This window comes from Caldimonas hydrothermalis, assembly GCF_056746695.1.
Genome location: NZ_JBWQXA010000007.1, coordinates 132987 through 147242, shown reverse-complemented (window position 1 = coordinate 147242; position 14256 = coordinate 132987). Strand labels below are relative to the sequence as shown.

Here is a 14256-nt window from a genome sequence, read left to right as displayed (position 1 = left end):
GGGGTGCAGCGTGCACGCAGGGCGGGGCCGGGGCACACTGTACGGCGTGCGCGCCTTCGAAGGCGCACGCAAATCACTCACCTCACCCATACCGCACGATGAGAATCCTCCACACCATGCTGCGCGTGGGCAACCTGCAACGCTCGATCGACTTCTACACCAAGGTCATGGGCATGCAGCTCCTGCGCACCACCGACCGTCCGGAACAGCAATACTCGCTGGCCTTCGTCGGCTACGGTCGCAATCCCGAGCACGCCGAGATCGAGCTGACCTACAACTACGGCGTTGAACGCTACGAGCTGGGCACGGCCTACGGCCACATCGCCATCGAGGTGCCCGACGCCTATGCCGCGTGCGAGAAGATCCGCGCCAACGGCGGCCAGATCACCCGCGAGCCCGGCCCCGTCAAAGGCGGCAGCACCGTGATCGCCTTCGTGACCGACCCCGACGGCTACAAGATCGAGCTGATCGAACGCAAGCCCGAGGCCTGATCAGGCTCGCAAGCTGCGGGCCTCACGCGCGAGCTGCGTGATGCGCGCCCAATCGCCGGCCCGGATGGCCTGCGCAGGCGTGAGCCAGGAGCCGCCGCACACCTTCACATTGGGCAGCGCCAGGAACTGCGGTGCCGTCTGCGGCGTGATGCCGCCCGTGGGGCAGAACACCACGTCATGGAAGGGGCTGGCCCAGGCCTGCAGCAGCGGCAGCCCCCCGGCCGCGGTGGCCGGGAAGAACTTCAAGAAGTGCCATCCGTCGGCGTTGGCGGCCATCACCTCGCTGCTGGTGGCCACGCCGGGCAGCAGCGGCAAGCCGGCCTCGCGGCAGGCACGGCCGATCTCGCTCGTATAACCCGGGCTCACCGCAAAGCGCGCCCCGGCATCCACCGAAGCCCACACGTCCTGGGGCCGGCGCACCGTGCCCACGCCCACGATGGCCTCGGGAACGTCCCGCGCGATGGCCTGCACGCACTGCAGCGCCACCGGTGTGCGCAGCGTCACCTCCAGCACCTTCACGCCGCCGTCCACGAGGGCGCGCGCCAGCGGCACGGCATCCTCGACACGGTCGAGCACGATCACGGGAATCACGGGGCCATGGTCGGCCAGTTCCAAGGGGTCGGTCATCATGTTCATAGCCAGGTACACGCGCCTTCTTCGGCGCTCAGGACGTTGCGCCGCATGCCGGCGAAGAGCTCACGGCCCAGGCCGCGGCCATGGGCTTGCGCCTGTTCGGCCGATGGCAAGGCCCCCTCGCGTGTGGCCCAGGTGGCCTCATCCACCAGCGCCTCCAGCGTACCCGCCACGGCATCGAGGCGGATGAGGTCGCCGTCGCGCACCTTGCCCAGCGGCCCGCCGGCCAGCGCCTCGGGGCTCACATGGATGGCCGCCGGCACCTTGCCCGAGGCACCACTCATGCGGCCATCGGTCACCAGCGCCACCTTGTAGCCCTTGCCTTGCAGCACCGCCAGCGGTGGCGTGAGCTTGTGCAGCTCAGGCATGCCATTGGCGCGTGGGCCCTGGAAGCGCACCACCACGACCACGTCGCGTTCGAGCTCGCCGCGGTTGAAGGCCGCCAGCATGTCCTCCTGGCTGTCGAACACGCGCGCCGGCGCCTCGACGACATGCCGGTCTTCGGGCACCGCCGAGGTCTTGATCACCGAACGGCCCAGGTTGCCGCGCAGCAGCTTCAGCCCGCCAGTGGGGCTGAAAGGCCGTTCGGCGCGGCGCAGCACCGTGTCATCGCCGCTGTCGCGCGGCAGCTCCTGCCAGGCCAGGCCGCCCGGAGCGCGCACGGGCACGCGGGTGTAGGCCGCCAGGCCGCCCTCGGCGACAGTGGCCACATCGGCATGCAGACAGCCGTGGTCGATCAGCTCGCGGATCACGAAGCCCGGGCCGCCGGCGGCCTGGAACTGGTTCACGTCGGCGCTGCCGTTGGGGTACACGCGCGCCAGCAGCGGCACCGCGGCGGAGAGGTCGGAGAAGTCGTTCCAGTCGATCAGGATCCCCGCAGCCCGCGCCACCGCCACCCAGTGGATGAGGTGATTGGTGGAGCCGCCCGTGGCCAGCAGCGCCACCATGGCATTGACGATGACGCGCTCGTCCACCAGGCGGCCAATGGCCACCTGCTCGGCACGCTCAATGCCACGCAAAGCCGTGCGCACCGCCTCGCGGGTGAGTTCCTCGCGCAGCTCGGCATGCGGATGGATGAAGGCTGCGCCGGGCACATGCAGGCCCATGGCCTCCAACAACATCTGGTTGCTGTTGGCCGTGCCATAAAAGGTGCAGGTGCCCGGGCCGTGGTAGGCGGCCGATTCGGCCGCGAGCAGGGCCTCGCGGCCGACCAGACCCTGGGCGAACTGCTCGCGCACCTTGGCCTTGTCGTTGTTGGACAGGCCCGAGCTCATCGGACCGGCCGGCACGAACACGCAGGGCAGATGGCCGAAGTGCAGCGCCCCGATCAGCAGGCCCGGCACGATCTTGTCGCACACCCCCAGCAGCAGCGCGGCATCGAAGACATCATGCGACAGCGCCACCGCGGTGCCCATCGCGATGGTGTCGCGCGAAAACAGGCTCAGCTCCATGCCCGGCTGGCCCTGGGTGACACCATCGCACATGGCCGGCACGCCGCCGGCCACCTGGACGGTGGCGCCCCGGCGGCGCGCCTCGTCGCGGATCACGGCCGGAAACCCCTCATAGGGCTGGTGCGCCGAGAGCATGTCGTTGTAGGCCGTGACGACCCCCAGGTGGGGCGCCCTTTCGGCCACGACACGCAACTTGTCCGACGCCGGCAGCGCCGCAAAGGCGTGTGCCACATTGGCACACCCCATGCGGTCGGCTCCGCGAGGACGGCGGGCCATGCCCTCGACGACCTCGAGGTAGGCGCGCCGCGTGGCGGCACTGCGCTCGGCAATGCGCTGGGTGACTTCTTGAATGACGGATTTCATCGCAGGGTCGGCACGCCTGGCGCGTGCGGTTGTAACCAATACCTCAATTCTTAGGTAACTTGGTTACAACGTCAAATCAAAACGCACCGGCCCCACCGCCGGGGTGGAGTTGTGCAGGTCGCCGCCGCCTCCTCCGGGGCCTGCCGTTGCCCGGAACCGACAGGGGGCCTGCGGGACGGAGGAACTTGCGGTACAACCTTTGACCGGCCCCTGCATCGCCGGCGAGCCTGCGACACGCCCGTGAACCCCAACCTTGCCCACCCTCCTGACCTCGGCAGCGTGTCCATCCTGCGCGATCCGCAGGTGATGCTGGAGCAGACCCTGTCACAGTGGCCCGCCGGTGCCGACCTGTGGGTGTTCGGCTACGCCTCGCTGATCTGGAACCCGGAGATCGAGCACGACCGGCGCCTGCTGGCCCGCGTGCACGGCTACCACCGGCGGTTGAGCATGTGGTCGCGCATCAATCGGGGCACGCCGCTCGAGCCCGGCCTCGTCTTTGCGCTGATGCCCGGCGGGGCCTGCCAGGGCATGGTGTTCCGTGTGCCCCGGGCCATCGCGCGGCGCGAGCTGGACAAGCTGTGGCAGCGCGAGATGCCCACCGGGGTCTACGATCCGCGCTGGCTGCCCTGCCGCACCGCCCAGGGCACAGTGCGCGCGCTGGCCTTCACGCTCAGCCGCAACAGCCCCAACCACACCGGCGCGCTGGACGAAGCGCGCCTGCTGCACATCCTGCGTCATGCCCGCGGCCGCTACGGCACGACGCTGGACTACGTGGTGCGCACCGAGCGCTGCCTGCGCGAGCACGGCATCCATGACCGCGCCCTGGCCGGGCTGCTGGCGCTGGCCCGGCGGCATGGCTTGATCAGCGGCTGAAGACGGGCGAGCGCTCAGGGCCTGCGGTACTCCCTTTGGGCCGCCGGCACGCCGCCGCACGCCGGCACACGGGTCTGCACCGACAGCAGGTCGTGGCGGGTGTCGATGTCCACCAGCACGCCGGGATCGTCCACCTCCACCGCCGCGGCCGGATAGCGCGCCAGGATCCTGCGGGCGCCCTGGTCCCCGTCCAACACCGCGAGCTCCGAGTACAGCTCGGCCGAGAACGCCACCGGGTGGCCACGCTGTCCCTGGAACTGGGCATAGGCCACCGGATGCCCTTCGAGTGCGGCCGCCACGGCCCGCAGCGTCGCCGGGCGCACCAGGGGCATGTCGCCGGGCATCACCAGCCAGCCGGCGGCATCACCCCGCGCGCGCACGCCCGCGGCGATCGAATAGCCCATGCCCAGGTGCTCGCCCGTCCCGTCCGAGCCCGAGGGCACCACGATGACATCTTGCGTGGCCACCCAGCCCTTGACCATGTCGCGCAAGGCGCTGGTGGTCACCACCACCAGCCTCAGACGGCTGGCCAGCACCTGCTGCAGCGTCGCGCCCAGCACCGTGGTGGGGCCCAGGGCCTGCGTGAGCTTGTGTCCCGGCCCCTCGAAGCGCGACCCGGCCCCCGCCGCCAGGACGATGACCACGGGCGCAGACGACATGAACATCCTCCTTGTGATGATGCGATGGTGCACCGGTGCGGCACACCGGCCCTATGGAAGCCCAGTCGGCGCGCCGGCGCCACTGGGGACACCCCGGTTGGGGACAAGCCCTAGGGACCGACCCGCTTGGGGTCGCTGCCGATGGCCGGCGCGCCGTGCGCGGGCGGTGCCTATACTGCCCGCCATGGACAAACGTCTCGCCGATCTGCGCAAGAGCTATGAACGCGCCGAGCTCGATGAACGCAGCGCCGACCCCGATCCGCTGCGCCTGTTTCGCCGCTGGCTCGACGAGGCCCTGGCCGCGCAACTGCCCGAACCCAATGCCATGACCCTGGCCACCGTCGGCGCAGACGGCCGGCCCTCGACCCGCGTCGTGCTGATCAAGGGCTGCGACGAGCGCGGCATCGTCTGGTTCACCAACTACCACAGCCGCAAGGGGCGCGAGCTGGCGGTCCATCCGTACGCCGCCTTGCAGTTCCACTGGGTGGAGCTCGAGCGCGTGGTGCGCATCGAGGGGCGCGTCGAGAAGGTCGCCGAGGCCGAATCGGACGAATACTTCCGCTCGCGTCCGCTGGACTCGCGCATCGGCGCCTGGGCCTCGCCCCAGAGCGAGGTGATCGAATCCCGCGCGGTGCTGATGGCCAACGCCGCGCGCTACGCCGCGCAGTTCGCGCTCAACCCGCCCCGGCCGCCGCACTGGGGCGGCTACCGGCTGGTGCCCGACCGCTGGGAGTTTTGGCAGGGTCGCAAGTCCCGCCTGCACGACCGGCTGCGCTACCGGCTCGACGAGCGCGGACAGTGGGTGCGCGAGCGGCTGGCCCCCTGAAAGAAACCAGGACACCGCTCATCCCTCACGCCCCGCACGCGCCGCCAGCATGCGGTCGATGGCCGCCAGGAAGCGCGCCACATCGATGGGTTTGGTCCAGTAGTCCACGAAACCTGCGGCCAGGGCCCGCTGCACGTCCTCGGGCATCGCATTGGCCGACAGCGCGATGCATGGCAGGGCGGCGGTGCGCGGGTCGGCTTGCAGGCGGCGCAGCACCTCATGGCCGTCCATGTCGGGCAGGTGCATGTCCACCAACACCGCATCGGGCTGCAAGGTGTGCGCCAGCGCCACGCCGCCCGCACCGTCACCCGCCACGCTGAGCCGCACTGCCGGGCGCAGGGCCAGCACCTCGCGCACCAGCGTGACGTTGACCTCGTTGTCCTCGATGTAGAGCAGCTCCAGCGCCGGTTGCGCAGGCTCGGCCTGCGGCTGCGGTGCCACCGGCGGGGTGGGGGCCGGCGCCTCGCCGGCAGCCGGGCAGGCCGCTTGCAGGGCGCGTGGCAGCCACACCTCGAATTCGCTGCCCTGGCCCACGCGGCTGCGCACCTCGATGCGCCCGCCCATGTGGGTCACGAGCTGCCGCGCGATCGACAAACCGATGCCGGTGCCTTCGATCCCCTCGCGCTCCACCCCCAGGCGGTTGAACGGTTCGAACAAGCCCTGCACCTGCTCGCGGCTCATCCCCCGGCCGGTATCGCGCACGACCAGTGTGAGCCAATCGGCCGTCCCGTGCGCGGCCACGTCCACGCGCCCGCCCGGGCGGTTGTACTTGATGGCATTGGACAGCAGGTTCATCAGCACCTGGCGCAGGCGCTGCCGGTCGGCCTGCACCAGGCCGGCCAGCGATCCGGTGTGCAGCTCGATGCGGTGCGCGCGGGCCATCGGCGCCACCAGCCCCAAGGCATCGGCCACCACCACCTGCACATCGAGCGCCTCCGGGCGCAGGGCCACGGTGCCCGACTCGATGCGCGCCAGGTCCAGCATGTCGTCGATCAGGGCCAGCAGGTGACGACCGGCGGCGTGGATGTGGTCCACCCGCTGCCGCTGGGCCGGACTCAAGGCCTGCGCCGCATCGGCCTGCAGCACCTGCGCGAAACCCAGCACCGCATTGAGCGGCGTGCGCAGTTCATGGCTCATGCGGGCCAGGAATTCCGACTTGGCCCGGCTCGCCTGTTCGGCCGCGGCCTTCTCGCGCAGGGCCTGCTCGGTTCGCTTGAGTTCGGTGATGTCCCAGTTGACCCCGAGCATGCGCACCGGCTGGCCGCTCTCGTCGCGCAGCACGTGCCCGCGCGTGGCCAGCCAGTGTTCGCTGCCATCGGGCCAGACCACGCGGAACTCGAAGGCCGTGCGGTCCAGAGCGCCCGCATGCACCTGGTCGTAACGGGCCCACATCGCCGCCCGGTCGTCCGGGTGCACGCAGCTCACGCGCAAAGCCTCCACCGGCCGCGGATCGTCCGGGCTCAGGCCGCGCAGCAGGTACATCTGCGCGTCCCAGTGACTGGTGCCGGTGCGCAGGTCACGCTCCCAGGTGCCGATGCCGGCCTCGCGGGTGGCCAGGGCCGCGCGCGCCTGCGCCTGTTGCAAGGCCAGCTCGGTGTTGCGACGCTCCGTGATGTCCATGGCCACCCCCAGCACCGCCACGACGCGACCCGTCTCATCGCGCTGCGCGGCACGGCGCGTCAGCAAGGTGCGGTAGACCCCCTGGGCATCGCGATAGCGGGCGACGACGTCGACCGCATCCTCACCGTCGAGTACCCGCTGCAGCCCCTCGGCCAGGGCCTGGCGATCGTCCTCGTGCACACGCGCGCGCACGTCCTCCAACCGCAGGGCCACCCGCTCCGGCACCCCCAGCAGCGCCGCCGCCCGCTCGTTGACACGCAGCTCGTCGGTGGCCGGGTCGTGCACCCAGATGATCAGCTGGGCCAGTTCCACCGCCAGCTCGAACTGGGCACTGAGCTTACGCACCTGGGCGCCCCGCTCGAAGCTTTCGGTGTCGTCGACCAGCACGCCCAGCGCGCGGTCTGGGCGGCCGTGGGCGTCGGCCAGCACCCGCCACAATGAATGCACGACGCGCACACCGCCGGTGCGGGGCACGAGGCGGTAGTGCAGGTGGTAGGCACCGGGTGAGCGGATGCTGGCCTGCCAGGCCTGCAGAACGCGCTCGCGATCCTCGGGATGGATCAACTCCCGGATGGTGTCGGGATCGGGCGGTTGCGGCTGGGGGGGCAGACCATAGACGCGGAACATGTGCTCATCCCAGTGGGCCTGCCGGCCATCCAGGCTGCGCTCCCACACCGCCAGGCGCCCGAAGTCCTGGGTCATCTCCAGGCGCTGCACCAGGCCGGGCGCCACGCCGTGGCCGGTCTCGGCCGGCCCGCTCGGCGCCGCGATGCGGCCCAGCCAGCCGGCCCCCCCGTCCTGCCCATGCCAGGGACGCAGATGCAGCCGGGAGCCGTCGGCCATCACCAGCGGCGCCCCCTCAGGGGCCTGCCCGGACGACGACACCTGCTGCGCCGCTTCCCGGTCCTGCGAAGGCGGCCGTGCCTGCACAGCAGCCGTCAGCGCCGCGCCCGCGCCGCCGTGGCGGTGCATCCAGTCCCGCCAGGCGGCATTGCCAAAGACGATATGTCCCTGCGGGTCGGCGAGGAACAAGGGCTCGGACGTCATGTCCAGCAAGGCTTGCGCCGCCGCGTCAATGACCGGTGGATCGGAGAAAGAGAAAGACGGCGACGACATACTGGGGCCCCAAGGGCGGCTTGCGCCCAGTGTAACGAGCCCGCAGGGCTTGGCCCACCACCGCCAGGTGGCGGCACCGGGGCTTCAGCGCGCCGGCTGCGCCTCGGTGAGGCGGTAGAACAGCCCGTAGGGGTCGTTGTCCAACACAGACAGCCGCCCCTCGACCACCACCGGGTCCACGCTATAGCGCACCGGCGTCTTGGCCCGCACCTCGACCAGCCCCTCCGGGCCGGCCGGGATGCAAAACGAACAGGTGGTGGGCACGGCCGACAGCAGGAAGTGGTGCTGACGCTCGCTGGCATCCAGCGGCATCATGAAACCCTGCAACTTCACGATCTGCCGGTCCAGGGCCCTCACATCGGCCGGGAAGATCGGCCGCAGCCGCTGGCGTTCGGCCCGGGTCTTGACCGATCCGAGGAGCTTCCATGACAGCACCCCCTCGCGCTCTTGCAGCGGCGGGATCGGGCTGTCCGGGCTGTGGTAGCCCGGTCCGCTGCCCAGCGGTGACGCCGGCGCCGCCCCCCCCAGCGGGGCGGCGAGCTGGGCCCAGGCCCCCGGGGCCGCCAGGGCCAGCAGGCCGCAGACGAAGCAGCGACGATCGGTCATCGGAAGGTGCTCAGTGGACGTGACGCATGCCGCAGTGCTTGCCGATGCCCAGGCCCTTGCAGGCCGCCTGCAGCTCTTTCAGGCAGGCGTCCTCGCTCTTGCCGGACTCCAGGCAGCGCGCCGCGGCCTCATGGGCCGCCGCCATCGCGCGGTGGCGCTCGATGTCCTTCTTCACATGGTCGGACAAAACCGGCGCTTGCTGGGCCTGGACCCCTGCAGCGCCCAGCATCAGAGGGAAGGCCAGCACCAGCGAGAACAGAACACGGTCAATCATGACAAAAGACTCTCCATGACAAAGCCAAGACATGCGACGTCGACCCGCCGCCCGCCGGAAGGTTCATCCGCGAGATCCGGCGGCCTGCCCCGGGGCGGCCGCCCGTCATCGCGGCGCTTGCAGCAGCCGCATCACGTCGAGCCGGTAGGCCTGCCAGGCCGGCAAGGCGGCACTGAGCACCGCCAACCCCAAGGCCGCGGCCACCACGCCCCATTCGGCGCCCAGCCAGGTCCAGCCGCTCAGCGCCACCGACTGGCGCTGCGCCAGGGCCCAGCCTAACAGAGACGTCAAGCCGTGGCCCAGGGCCAGGCCGAGCAACAAGCCCCCCGCGGCCAGCCACAGGGCCTGGGCCAGCACCACGGCAGCCACCTTGTGCGGCGGGGCCCCCAGCATGCGCAGCATGGCCAGGTCGTTGGCCCGCTCGCGCACGGCATGGTACAGGCCGATGAACACCGACAGCGCCGCCACCACCAGCAGCACCAGCCCGAACCCGCGCAACACCTCGGCCCCCACCCCGACGATGCGCAGCAGGCGGGCCGTCTCCAGTGCCGGTGAGGCCGCCTGCAGCGCCGTTTGGGCATGGATCAGCCGCGGCAGGCTCACGGCCGCCAGCGGGCTGCGGTAGCGCAGCAACAGCAGGGTGACTTCGCGCTCAGCCTCGAGGTAGCGGCGGTCCTCCTCGTCCAACGCGGTCTCGGTCTCGTGCACCTCCCACACCGACTCGGTGGAGGTGAGGATCAGCCGGTCGAGCACCCTGCCGCTGCGTTCGAGCACCCCCACCACGGTGTAGGGGGTGTCGCCATGGGCCTCGCCCTCGCTGCCCAGCCCGTGCACGCCGACGAAGCGGTCGCCCGGGCGCAGGCCCGTGCGTGCCGCCACATCGGCCCCCAGCACGGCCTCCAGCGTCCCCGCCCAGAGGCGGCCCTGGGTGAGCTTCGCGCCGTAGTGCTCCAGGTAGGCCGGCTCGGTGCCCACGATGCGAAACCCCCGGTAGCTGTCGCCCAGCGAGACCGGGATGACCGTCTCGACCAGCGGATGTGAACGCAACTCGTGCACGGTCTCGGCCGGGATGTTGCCGGGGGGCACATCCAGATGAAACACCCCGGACAGGATGAGTTGCAACGGGCTGCCCTTGGCCCCCACGACCAGATCGATGCCGGCCAGGTCGCGCCGCAGGCCTTGCTCGACCTGCTCGCTGACGAGCAACACCAGACTGATCGCCGCCAGGCCCAGGCTCAGCAGCAGCAGATGCAGCAGCGTCACCAGCGGACGCGCCCAGAGGTAGGTCCACGACAGGCGTGCGAGGTTCACAGCCGCAGCTCCACCGGATCGTCGCCCGCCAGCGCCTGCACCACGCGGCGGTCATGGGTGGCAATCACCAGGGTCGCGCCCCGCTGGCGGCACTGCTCGCGCAACAGCGCCAGCACGTCGGCGGCCGCCTCGTCGTCCAGGCTGGCGGTGGGCTCGTCGGCCAGCAGCACGCGGGGCTCGCGCAGCACCGCGCGGGCCAGGGCCACCCGCTGGGCCTGGCCCCCGCTGAGCTCATGGGGGCGGCGCCCCGCCAGATCGGCCACGCCCAGGCGCCCCAGCACCTGCGGCACGCGCGCGCGCGCCTGTCCGGCCACCCCACCGGCCCACAGGGCCAGGGCCAGGTTGTCGGCCACGCTCAGGCTTTCGCTCAGATGCAGCCGCTGCGGCAGCACGCCCAGCCGGGCCGCACGCCAGGCATCACGCTGGCGCGGCGACAGCCGGTGCAGCGGCGTGCCGTCGACCTCGATCTCGCCGGTGGTGGGCGTCAGCAACCCGGCCAGCAAGGCCAGCAGGCTGGACTTGCCCGTGCCCGAAGCCCCACGCAGCAACAGCACGCGCCCGGCCTCCAGCCGCAGGTCGGGAAAGCGCAGCAGCGGGCCGCGCGGATGCTGCAAGCTCAGATCACGCCAGACGATCATCCCGAGCGCACCTTGTGGGCGAAGGTCCGGCGGAACTTCTCCACCTTGGGCGCAACGACATGGGCGCAATAGCCCTGCTCGGGATGCTTCAGGAAATAGTCCTGATGGTAGGGCTCGGCCGGCCAGTAGTTGTCCACCGGGGCGACCTCGGTCACGATGGGGTCCTTCCAGGCCCCGGCTGCCGTCAGCTCGGCGATCATCGCGCGCGCCACACGCTCCTGCTCGGCGTCGTGGAAATAGATCCCCGAGCGGTACTGGGGCCCCACATCATGGCCCTGGCGGTTCGGCGTCGTGGGATCGTGGATCGTGAAGAAGATCTCGAGGATCTCCCGCAGACTGATGCGTTGCGGGTCGAAACGCACGCGCACGACCTCGGCATGACCGGTCTGCCCCGAGCACACCTGTTCGTAGCTGGGACTGTGCCAGCTCCCGTTCGAATAGCCCGACTCCACGTCGAGCACGCCTTCGACGCGGTCGTACACCGCCTCCAGGCACCAGAAGCAGCCTCCGGCCAGGGTGATCTCTTGCGCTTCGGACATCGCCAGGCTCCAAAGCCGCCAAGCTTAACGAAGCTCGCCGCGGGTCTCGGCTTGGGGCGATGAACTGCAGGGGCTTTCCTGCACAATCGCGGCGTCCCCCCCCCCCGGCCTCGATTGCAGCCCATGTCCGACAGCCTCGCGCCCTATCTGCCTTACCTGCTGGCCCTGGTCCTGCCCCCCGGGGTGTTCATCGTGCTGCTGCTGGTCGGCCTGCGCCAATGGCGTCCACGCCGCGCGCTGGGCATCGCCCTGGTGTTGCTGGCCTGTGCGGGGTTGTGGCTGGGCTCGACCACGGGCTGGGCCTGGGTCACCCAGTCCTTTGTGCTCAGGGTGCCGCCGGCCCTCGGCCCCATCGACCTCGATGAGCTGAAAACCCAGGCCAAGGCCCAGGCCAAAGGCAATCCCACTGTGGCCATCGTCGTGCTGGGCGGGGGCCTGGTGCCACGCTCGCCGGACTACCGCCTGTCGGACCTGTCGGCCACCGGCCTGCAACGCCTGCGCTACGGCCTGTGGCTCGCGCGCCAGACCGGCCTGCCGCTGGCCTACAGCGGTGGCATCCCGCATGGACTGCCTGAATCCGTGACGCCCGAAGCCCGAGTGGCTGAACGCATCGCACGGGAAGAGCACGGCACCGCCTTGCGCTGGGTGGAAGACGGCTCGCGCGACACCCGCGAGAATGCCGGCCGCACGGCGGCACTGCTGCGCCAGGCCGGCGTGCGCAAGATCGTGCTCGTCACCCATGTCTGGCACATGCCGCGCGCACAGCGAGCCTTCACCGAGGCCCTGGGTGGCAGCGGCCTGACAATCCAGCCGGCGCCGATGGGGCTGCTGCCCCTGCAGACCTCGCACCTGGCCCACTGGTCTCCAAGCCTGCCAGGGCTGATCGAGAACCGCCACGCCTGGCGCGAGTGGCTCGCCCTGGTGCTGGGATACTGAGACAACGACCGCACCAAGAAGAAACCCCTCCGAGCCTGACCGGCCGGAGGGGGGGTGGCGTGACGCCACGTTTCGGGGCTCCGGAGGGAAGAAGTCCGGGGCTCCTTACGCGCAGAGACTGCGCATCGGAAACACCTGCAACCGTGCAGGCGACTCAAAGATACCGAAGCCAGCCGCCGGACGCCAGTTCGCATTTCCAATGAGCAGGCAGGCCTCCATTACCGCCCGCCATGACCGGGCCCGACGCCCCGCCGTGGGCCTCATGAGAACAAGCGCTCGTACAGCGCGTCCATGCGCGAGCGCACCTGCGCGTCCATCGTGATCAAGCGGCCCCATTCGCGGTGCGTCTCGCCGGGCCACTTGTTCGTCGCATCGATGCCCATCTTGCCCCCCAGCCCCGACACCGGCGAGGCGAAGTCCAGGTAGTCGATCGGCGTGTGTTCCACCAGCGTGGTGTCGCGCACCGGGTCGGCCCGGGTGGTGAGGGCCCAGATCACGTCGGCCCACGAGCGGATGTCCACATCCTCGTCGGTGACCACGATGAACTTGGTGTACATGAACTGCCGCAGGAAGCTCCACACCCCGAACATCAGGCGCTTGGCATGGCCCGCATAGGCCTTGCGCATGCTGATGATGGCCATACGGTAGCTGCAGCCCTCGGGCGGAAGATAGAAGTCCACGATCTCGGGAAACTGCTTGCGCAGGATGGGCACGAACACCTCGTTGAGCGCCACCCCCAGCACGGCCGGCTCGTCAGGCGGCTTGCCGGTGTAGGTGGAGTGGTAGATCGGCGATTCGCGCATCGTGATGCGCGACAGCTCAAACACCGGGAACCAGTCCTGCTCGTTGTAATAACCGGTGTGATCCCCGTAAGGCCCTTCCAGCGCGTGCAGGTAGCCACCCTTCTCCTTCAGGGGCACGCCGTGGGGCGAGGTCCCCGTGTACCCCGGCGCCGCCACCGGGATGTGCCCCTCCAGCACGATCTCGGCACTGGCGGGCACCTGCAGCCGGGTCGCCCCCTCGCCGACGGCCGTGTCCACCACCTCGGTGCGCGAGCCGCGCAGCAGGCCGGCGAACTGGTATTCCGACAAGCTGTCGGGCACGGGCGTCACCGCCCCCAGGATGGTGGCCGGGTCCGCCCCCAGGGCCACCGCGATCGGGAAGGGCCGGCCCGGCTGGGCCAGCGCGAACTCGCGGAAATCCAGCGCGCCGCCCCGGTGGGCGAGCCAACGCATGATGAGCTGCCGCGGCCCGATCACCTGCTGGCGGTAGATGCCCAGGTTCTGGCGCACACGCGGATGAGGCACCGACTGCGGCCCGCGCGTCACCACCAGCCCCCAGGTGATCAGCGGCGCCACATCCCCCGGCCAGCAATGCTGAATGGGCAGGCGTGAGAGGTCCAGCTCCGCCCCTTCCCAGACCACCGACTGGCACGGCGCCTGCCGCACCACGGCCGGCTTCATGTCCCACAGCGCCTTGGCCATCTGCACCAGTCGGCCAGCGTCCTTGAGCCCGCGCGGCGGCTCGGGCTCCTTCAGCCGGGCCAGCAGTTCGCCAATGCCCCGCAGGGCTTGCACGTCCTCCTCCCCCATCCCGAGGGCCACACGTTTGGGGGTGCCGAACAGATTGCCCAGGACCGGGATGCGGTGACCCACCGGCTGCTCGAACCACAGCGCCGGGCCACCCGACTGGAGGACACGGTCGCACAAGGCCGTCATTTCCAGGTGAGTGGACACTGGCTCGTGAACACGCCGCAGCTCGCCCATGGCCTCCAGCTTGTCAACAAAATCACGCAAATCTCGGTACTTCATAACCTTGCATAATTAGCAATCGGATTCAAAGGCTTGACTGGTTATTTCGAGCCTTCCTAGAATCCGGCCGTCTCCCATCAGGGATAACCCGCACCGGCTGCCGGTGCAC

14 protein-coding genes are annotated in these 14256 nt (G+C 70.3%); 4 read left to right on the top strand and 10 right to left on the bottom strand.

The annotated features are described in order from the left end of the window. Positions 1-98 precede the first annotated feature (98 nt). A complete protein-coding gene (gene gloA / locus AC1ECW_RS10765; protein WP_409703438.1) occupies positions 99-491 on the top strand; it encodes a lactoylglutathione lyase in 393 nt (130 codons plus the stop codon). Here the strand turns inward: gloA and AC1ECW_RS10760 are convergent, their stop codons facing one another. Together AC1ECW_RS10760 and edd are read right to left on the bottom strand one after the other, a co-directional pair. Further along, positions 492-1121 carry a bifunctional 4-hydroxy-2-oxoglutarate aldolase/2-dehydro-3-deoxy-phosphogluconate aldolase gene (locus AC1ECW_RS10760; RefSeq protein WP_481201835.1) on the bottom strand — a complete coding sequence of 210 codons (630 nt, stop codon included), beginning with the start codon at positions 1119-1121 and terminating at the stop codon, positions 492-494. It abuts the gene before it with no gap. A gap of 2 nt (positions 1122-1123) precedes the next feature. Then, complete coding sequence (edd, locus tag AC1ECW_RS10755) at positions 1124-2938, bottom strand: phosphogluconate dehydratase (RefSeq protein WP_481201804.1); 1815 nt, start codon at positions 2936-2938, stop codon at positions 1124-1126. 240 nt (positions 2939-3178) lie between these two features. On the opposite strand from edd, the gene AC1ECW_RS10750 reads away from it, so the two are divergent. Continuing rightward, positions 3179-3811 (top strand): gamma-glutamylcyclotransferase, encoded by a 633-nt coding sequence (locus tag AC1ECW_RS10750; RefSeq protein WP_481201803.1) that lies wholly within the window; start codon positions 3179-3181, stop codon positions 3809-3811. 14 nt (positions 3812-3825) lie between these two features. Here the strand turns inward: AC1ECW_RS10750 and AC1ECW_RS10745 are convergent, their stop codons facing one another. Beyond that, positions 3826-4470 (bottom strand): nucleotidyltransferase family protein, encoded by a 645-nt coding sequence (locus AC1ECW_RS10745; RefSeq protein ID WP_409703450.1) that lies wholly within the window; start codon positions 4468-4470, stop codon positions 3826-3828. 184 nt (positions 4471-4654) lie between these two features. Between AC1ECW_RS10745 and pdxH the strand changes: the two genes are divergently transcribed. Next, positions 4655-5296 carry a pyridoxamine 5'-phosphate oxidase gene (gene pdxH, locus AC1ECW_RS10740; protein ID WP_481201802.1) on the top strand — a complete coding sequence of 214 codons (642 nt, stop codon included), beginning with the start codon at positions 4655-4657 and terminating at the stop codon, positions 5294-5296. Between the two features lie 18 nt (positions 5297-5314). Here the strand turns inward: pdxH and AC1ECW_RS10735 are convergent, their stop codons facing one another. The 6 genes from AC1ECW_RS10735 to msrA all read right to left on the bottom strand — a co-directional run bounded on the left by AC1ECW_RS10735 (position 5315) and on the right by msrA (position 11400). Further along, positions 5315-7963: a hybrid sensor histidine kinase/response regulator gene (locus AC1ECW_RS10735; RefSeq protein ID WP_481201801.1), complete on the bottom strand. Its 2649-nt coding sequence runs from the start codon at positions 7961-7963 to the stop codon at positions 5315-5317. 153 nt (positions 7964-8116) lie between these two features. Next, positions 8117-8638, bottom strand: coding sequence for a DUF3299 domain-containing protein (locus tag AC1ECW_RS10730; protein WP_481201800.1), 522 nt, complete (start codon positions 8636-8638; stop codon positions 8117-8119). Positions 8639-8648: 10 nt separating this feature from the next. Then, on the bottom strand, positions 8649-8912 hold the full coding sequence (locus AC1ECW_RS10725; protein ID WP_409709867.1) for a hypothetical protein: 264 nt from the start codon (positions 8910-8912) through the stop codon (positions 8649-8651). Positions 8913-9017: 105 nt separating this feature from the next. Continuing rightward, positions 9018-10223: an ABC transporter permease gene (locus tag AC1ECW_RS10720; RefSeq protein WP_481201799.1), complete on the bottom strand. Its 1206-nt coding sequence runs from the start codon at positions 10221-10223 to the stop codon at positions 9018-9020. Continuing rightward, the gene (locus AC1ECW_RS10715; RefSeq protein ID WP_481201798.1) at positions 10220-10861 is read right to left on the bottom strand and encodes an ABC transporter ATP-binding protein; all 642 of its coding nucleotides are present in this window, start codon (positions 10859-10861) and stop codon (positions 10220-10222) included. The genes AC1ECW_RS10720 and AC1ECW_RS10715 overlap by 4 nt, the downstream gene beginning before the upstream one ends. Beyond that, the gene (gene msrA / locus AC1ECW_RS10710; protein WP_481201797.1) at positions 10858-11400 is read right to left on the bottom strand and encodes a peptide-methionine (S)-S-oxide reductase MsrA; all 543 of its coding nucleotides are present in this window, start codon (positions 11398-11400) and stop codon (positions 10858-10860) included. Before msrA ends, AC1ECW_RS10715 begins: the two co-directional genes overlap by 4 nt. Before the next feature lie 123 nt (positions 11401-11523). Between msrA and AC1ECW_RS10705 the strand changes: the two genes are divergently transcribed. Beyond that, positions 11524-12336: a YdcF family protein gene (locus AC1ECW_RS10705; protein WP_481201796.1), complete on the top strand. Its 813-nt coding sequence runs from the start codon at positions 11524-11526 to the stop codon at positions 12334-12336. A 260-nt stretch (positions 12337-12596) separates the two neighbouring features. Here the strand turns inward: AC1ECW_RS10705 and AC1ECW_RS10700 are convergent, their stop codons facing one another. Next, entirely contained in the window at positions 12597-14147 is a 1551-nt protein-coding gene (locus AC1ECW_RS10700; protein ID WP_409704505.1) for a UbiD family decarboxylase domain-containing protein, read from the bottom strand. Between the last annotated feature and the right edge of the window lie 109 nt (positions 14148-14256).

Coding starts and splice junctions, on each gene's coding strand:
- msrA (WP_481201797.1), bottom strand. CDS start 11,400: ATGTCCGAAGCGCAAGAGATCACCCTGGCCGGAGGCTGCTTCTGGTGC.
- AC1ECW_RS10705 (WP_481201796.1), top strand. CDS start 11,524: ATGTCCGACAGCCTCGCGCCCTATCTGCCTTACCTGCTGGCCCTGGTC.
- pdxH (WP_481201802.1), top strand. CDS start 4,655: ATGGACAAACGTCTCGCCGATCTGCGCAAGAGCTATGAACGCGCCGAG.
- AC1ECW_RS10715 (WP_481201798.1), bottom strand. CDS start 10,861: ATGATCGTCTGGCGTGATCTGAGCTTGCAGCATCCGCGCGGCCCGCTG.
- AC1ECW_RS10735 (WP_481201801.1), bottom strand. CDS start 7,963: ATGACGTCCGAGCCCTTGTTCCTCGCCGACCCGCAGGGACATATCGTC.
- AC1ECW_RS10725 (WP_409709867.1), bottom strand. CDS start 8,912: ATGATTGACCGTGTTCTGTTCTCGCTGGTGCTGGCCTTCCCTCTGATG.
- AC1ECW_RS10700 (WP_409704505.1), bottom strand. CDS start 14,147: ATGAAGTACCGAGATTTGCGTGATTTTGTTGACAAGCTGGAGGCCATG.
- AC1ECW_RS10730 (WP_481201800.1), bottom strand. CDS start 8,638: ATGACCGATCGTCGCTGCTTCGTCTGCGGCCTGCTGGCCCTGGCGGCC.
- gloA (WP_409703438.1), top strand. CDS start 99: ATGAGAATCCTCCACACCATGCTGCGCGTGGGCAACCTGCAACGCTCG.
- AC1ECW_RS10745 (WP_409703450.1), bottom strand. CDS start 4,470: ATGTCGTCTGCGCCCGTGGTCATCGTCCTGGCGGCGGGGGCCGGGTCG.
- AC1ECW_RS10760 (WP_481201835.1), bottom strand. CDS start 1,121: ATGATGACCGACCCCTTGGAACTGGCCGACCATGGCCCCGTGATTCCC.
- edd (WP_481201804.1), bottom strand. CDS start 2,938: ATGAAATCCGTCATTCAAGAAGTCACCCAGCGCATTGCCGAGCGCAGT.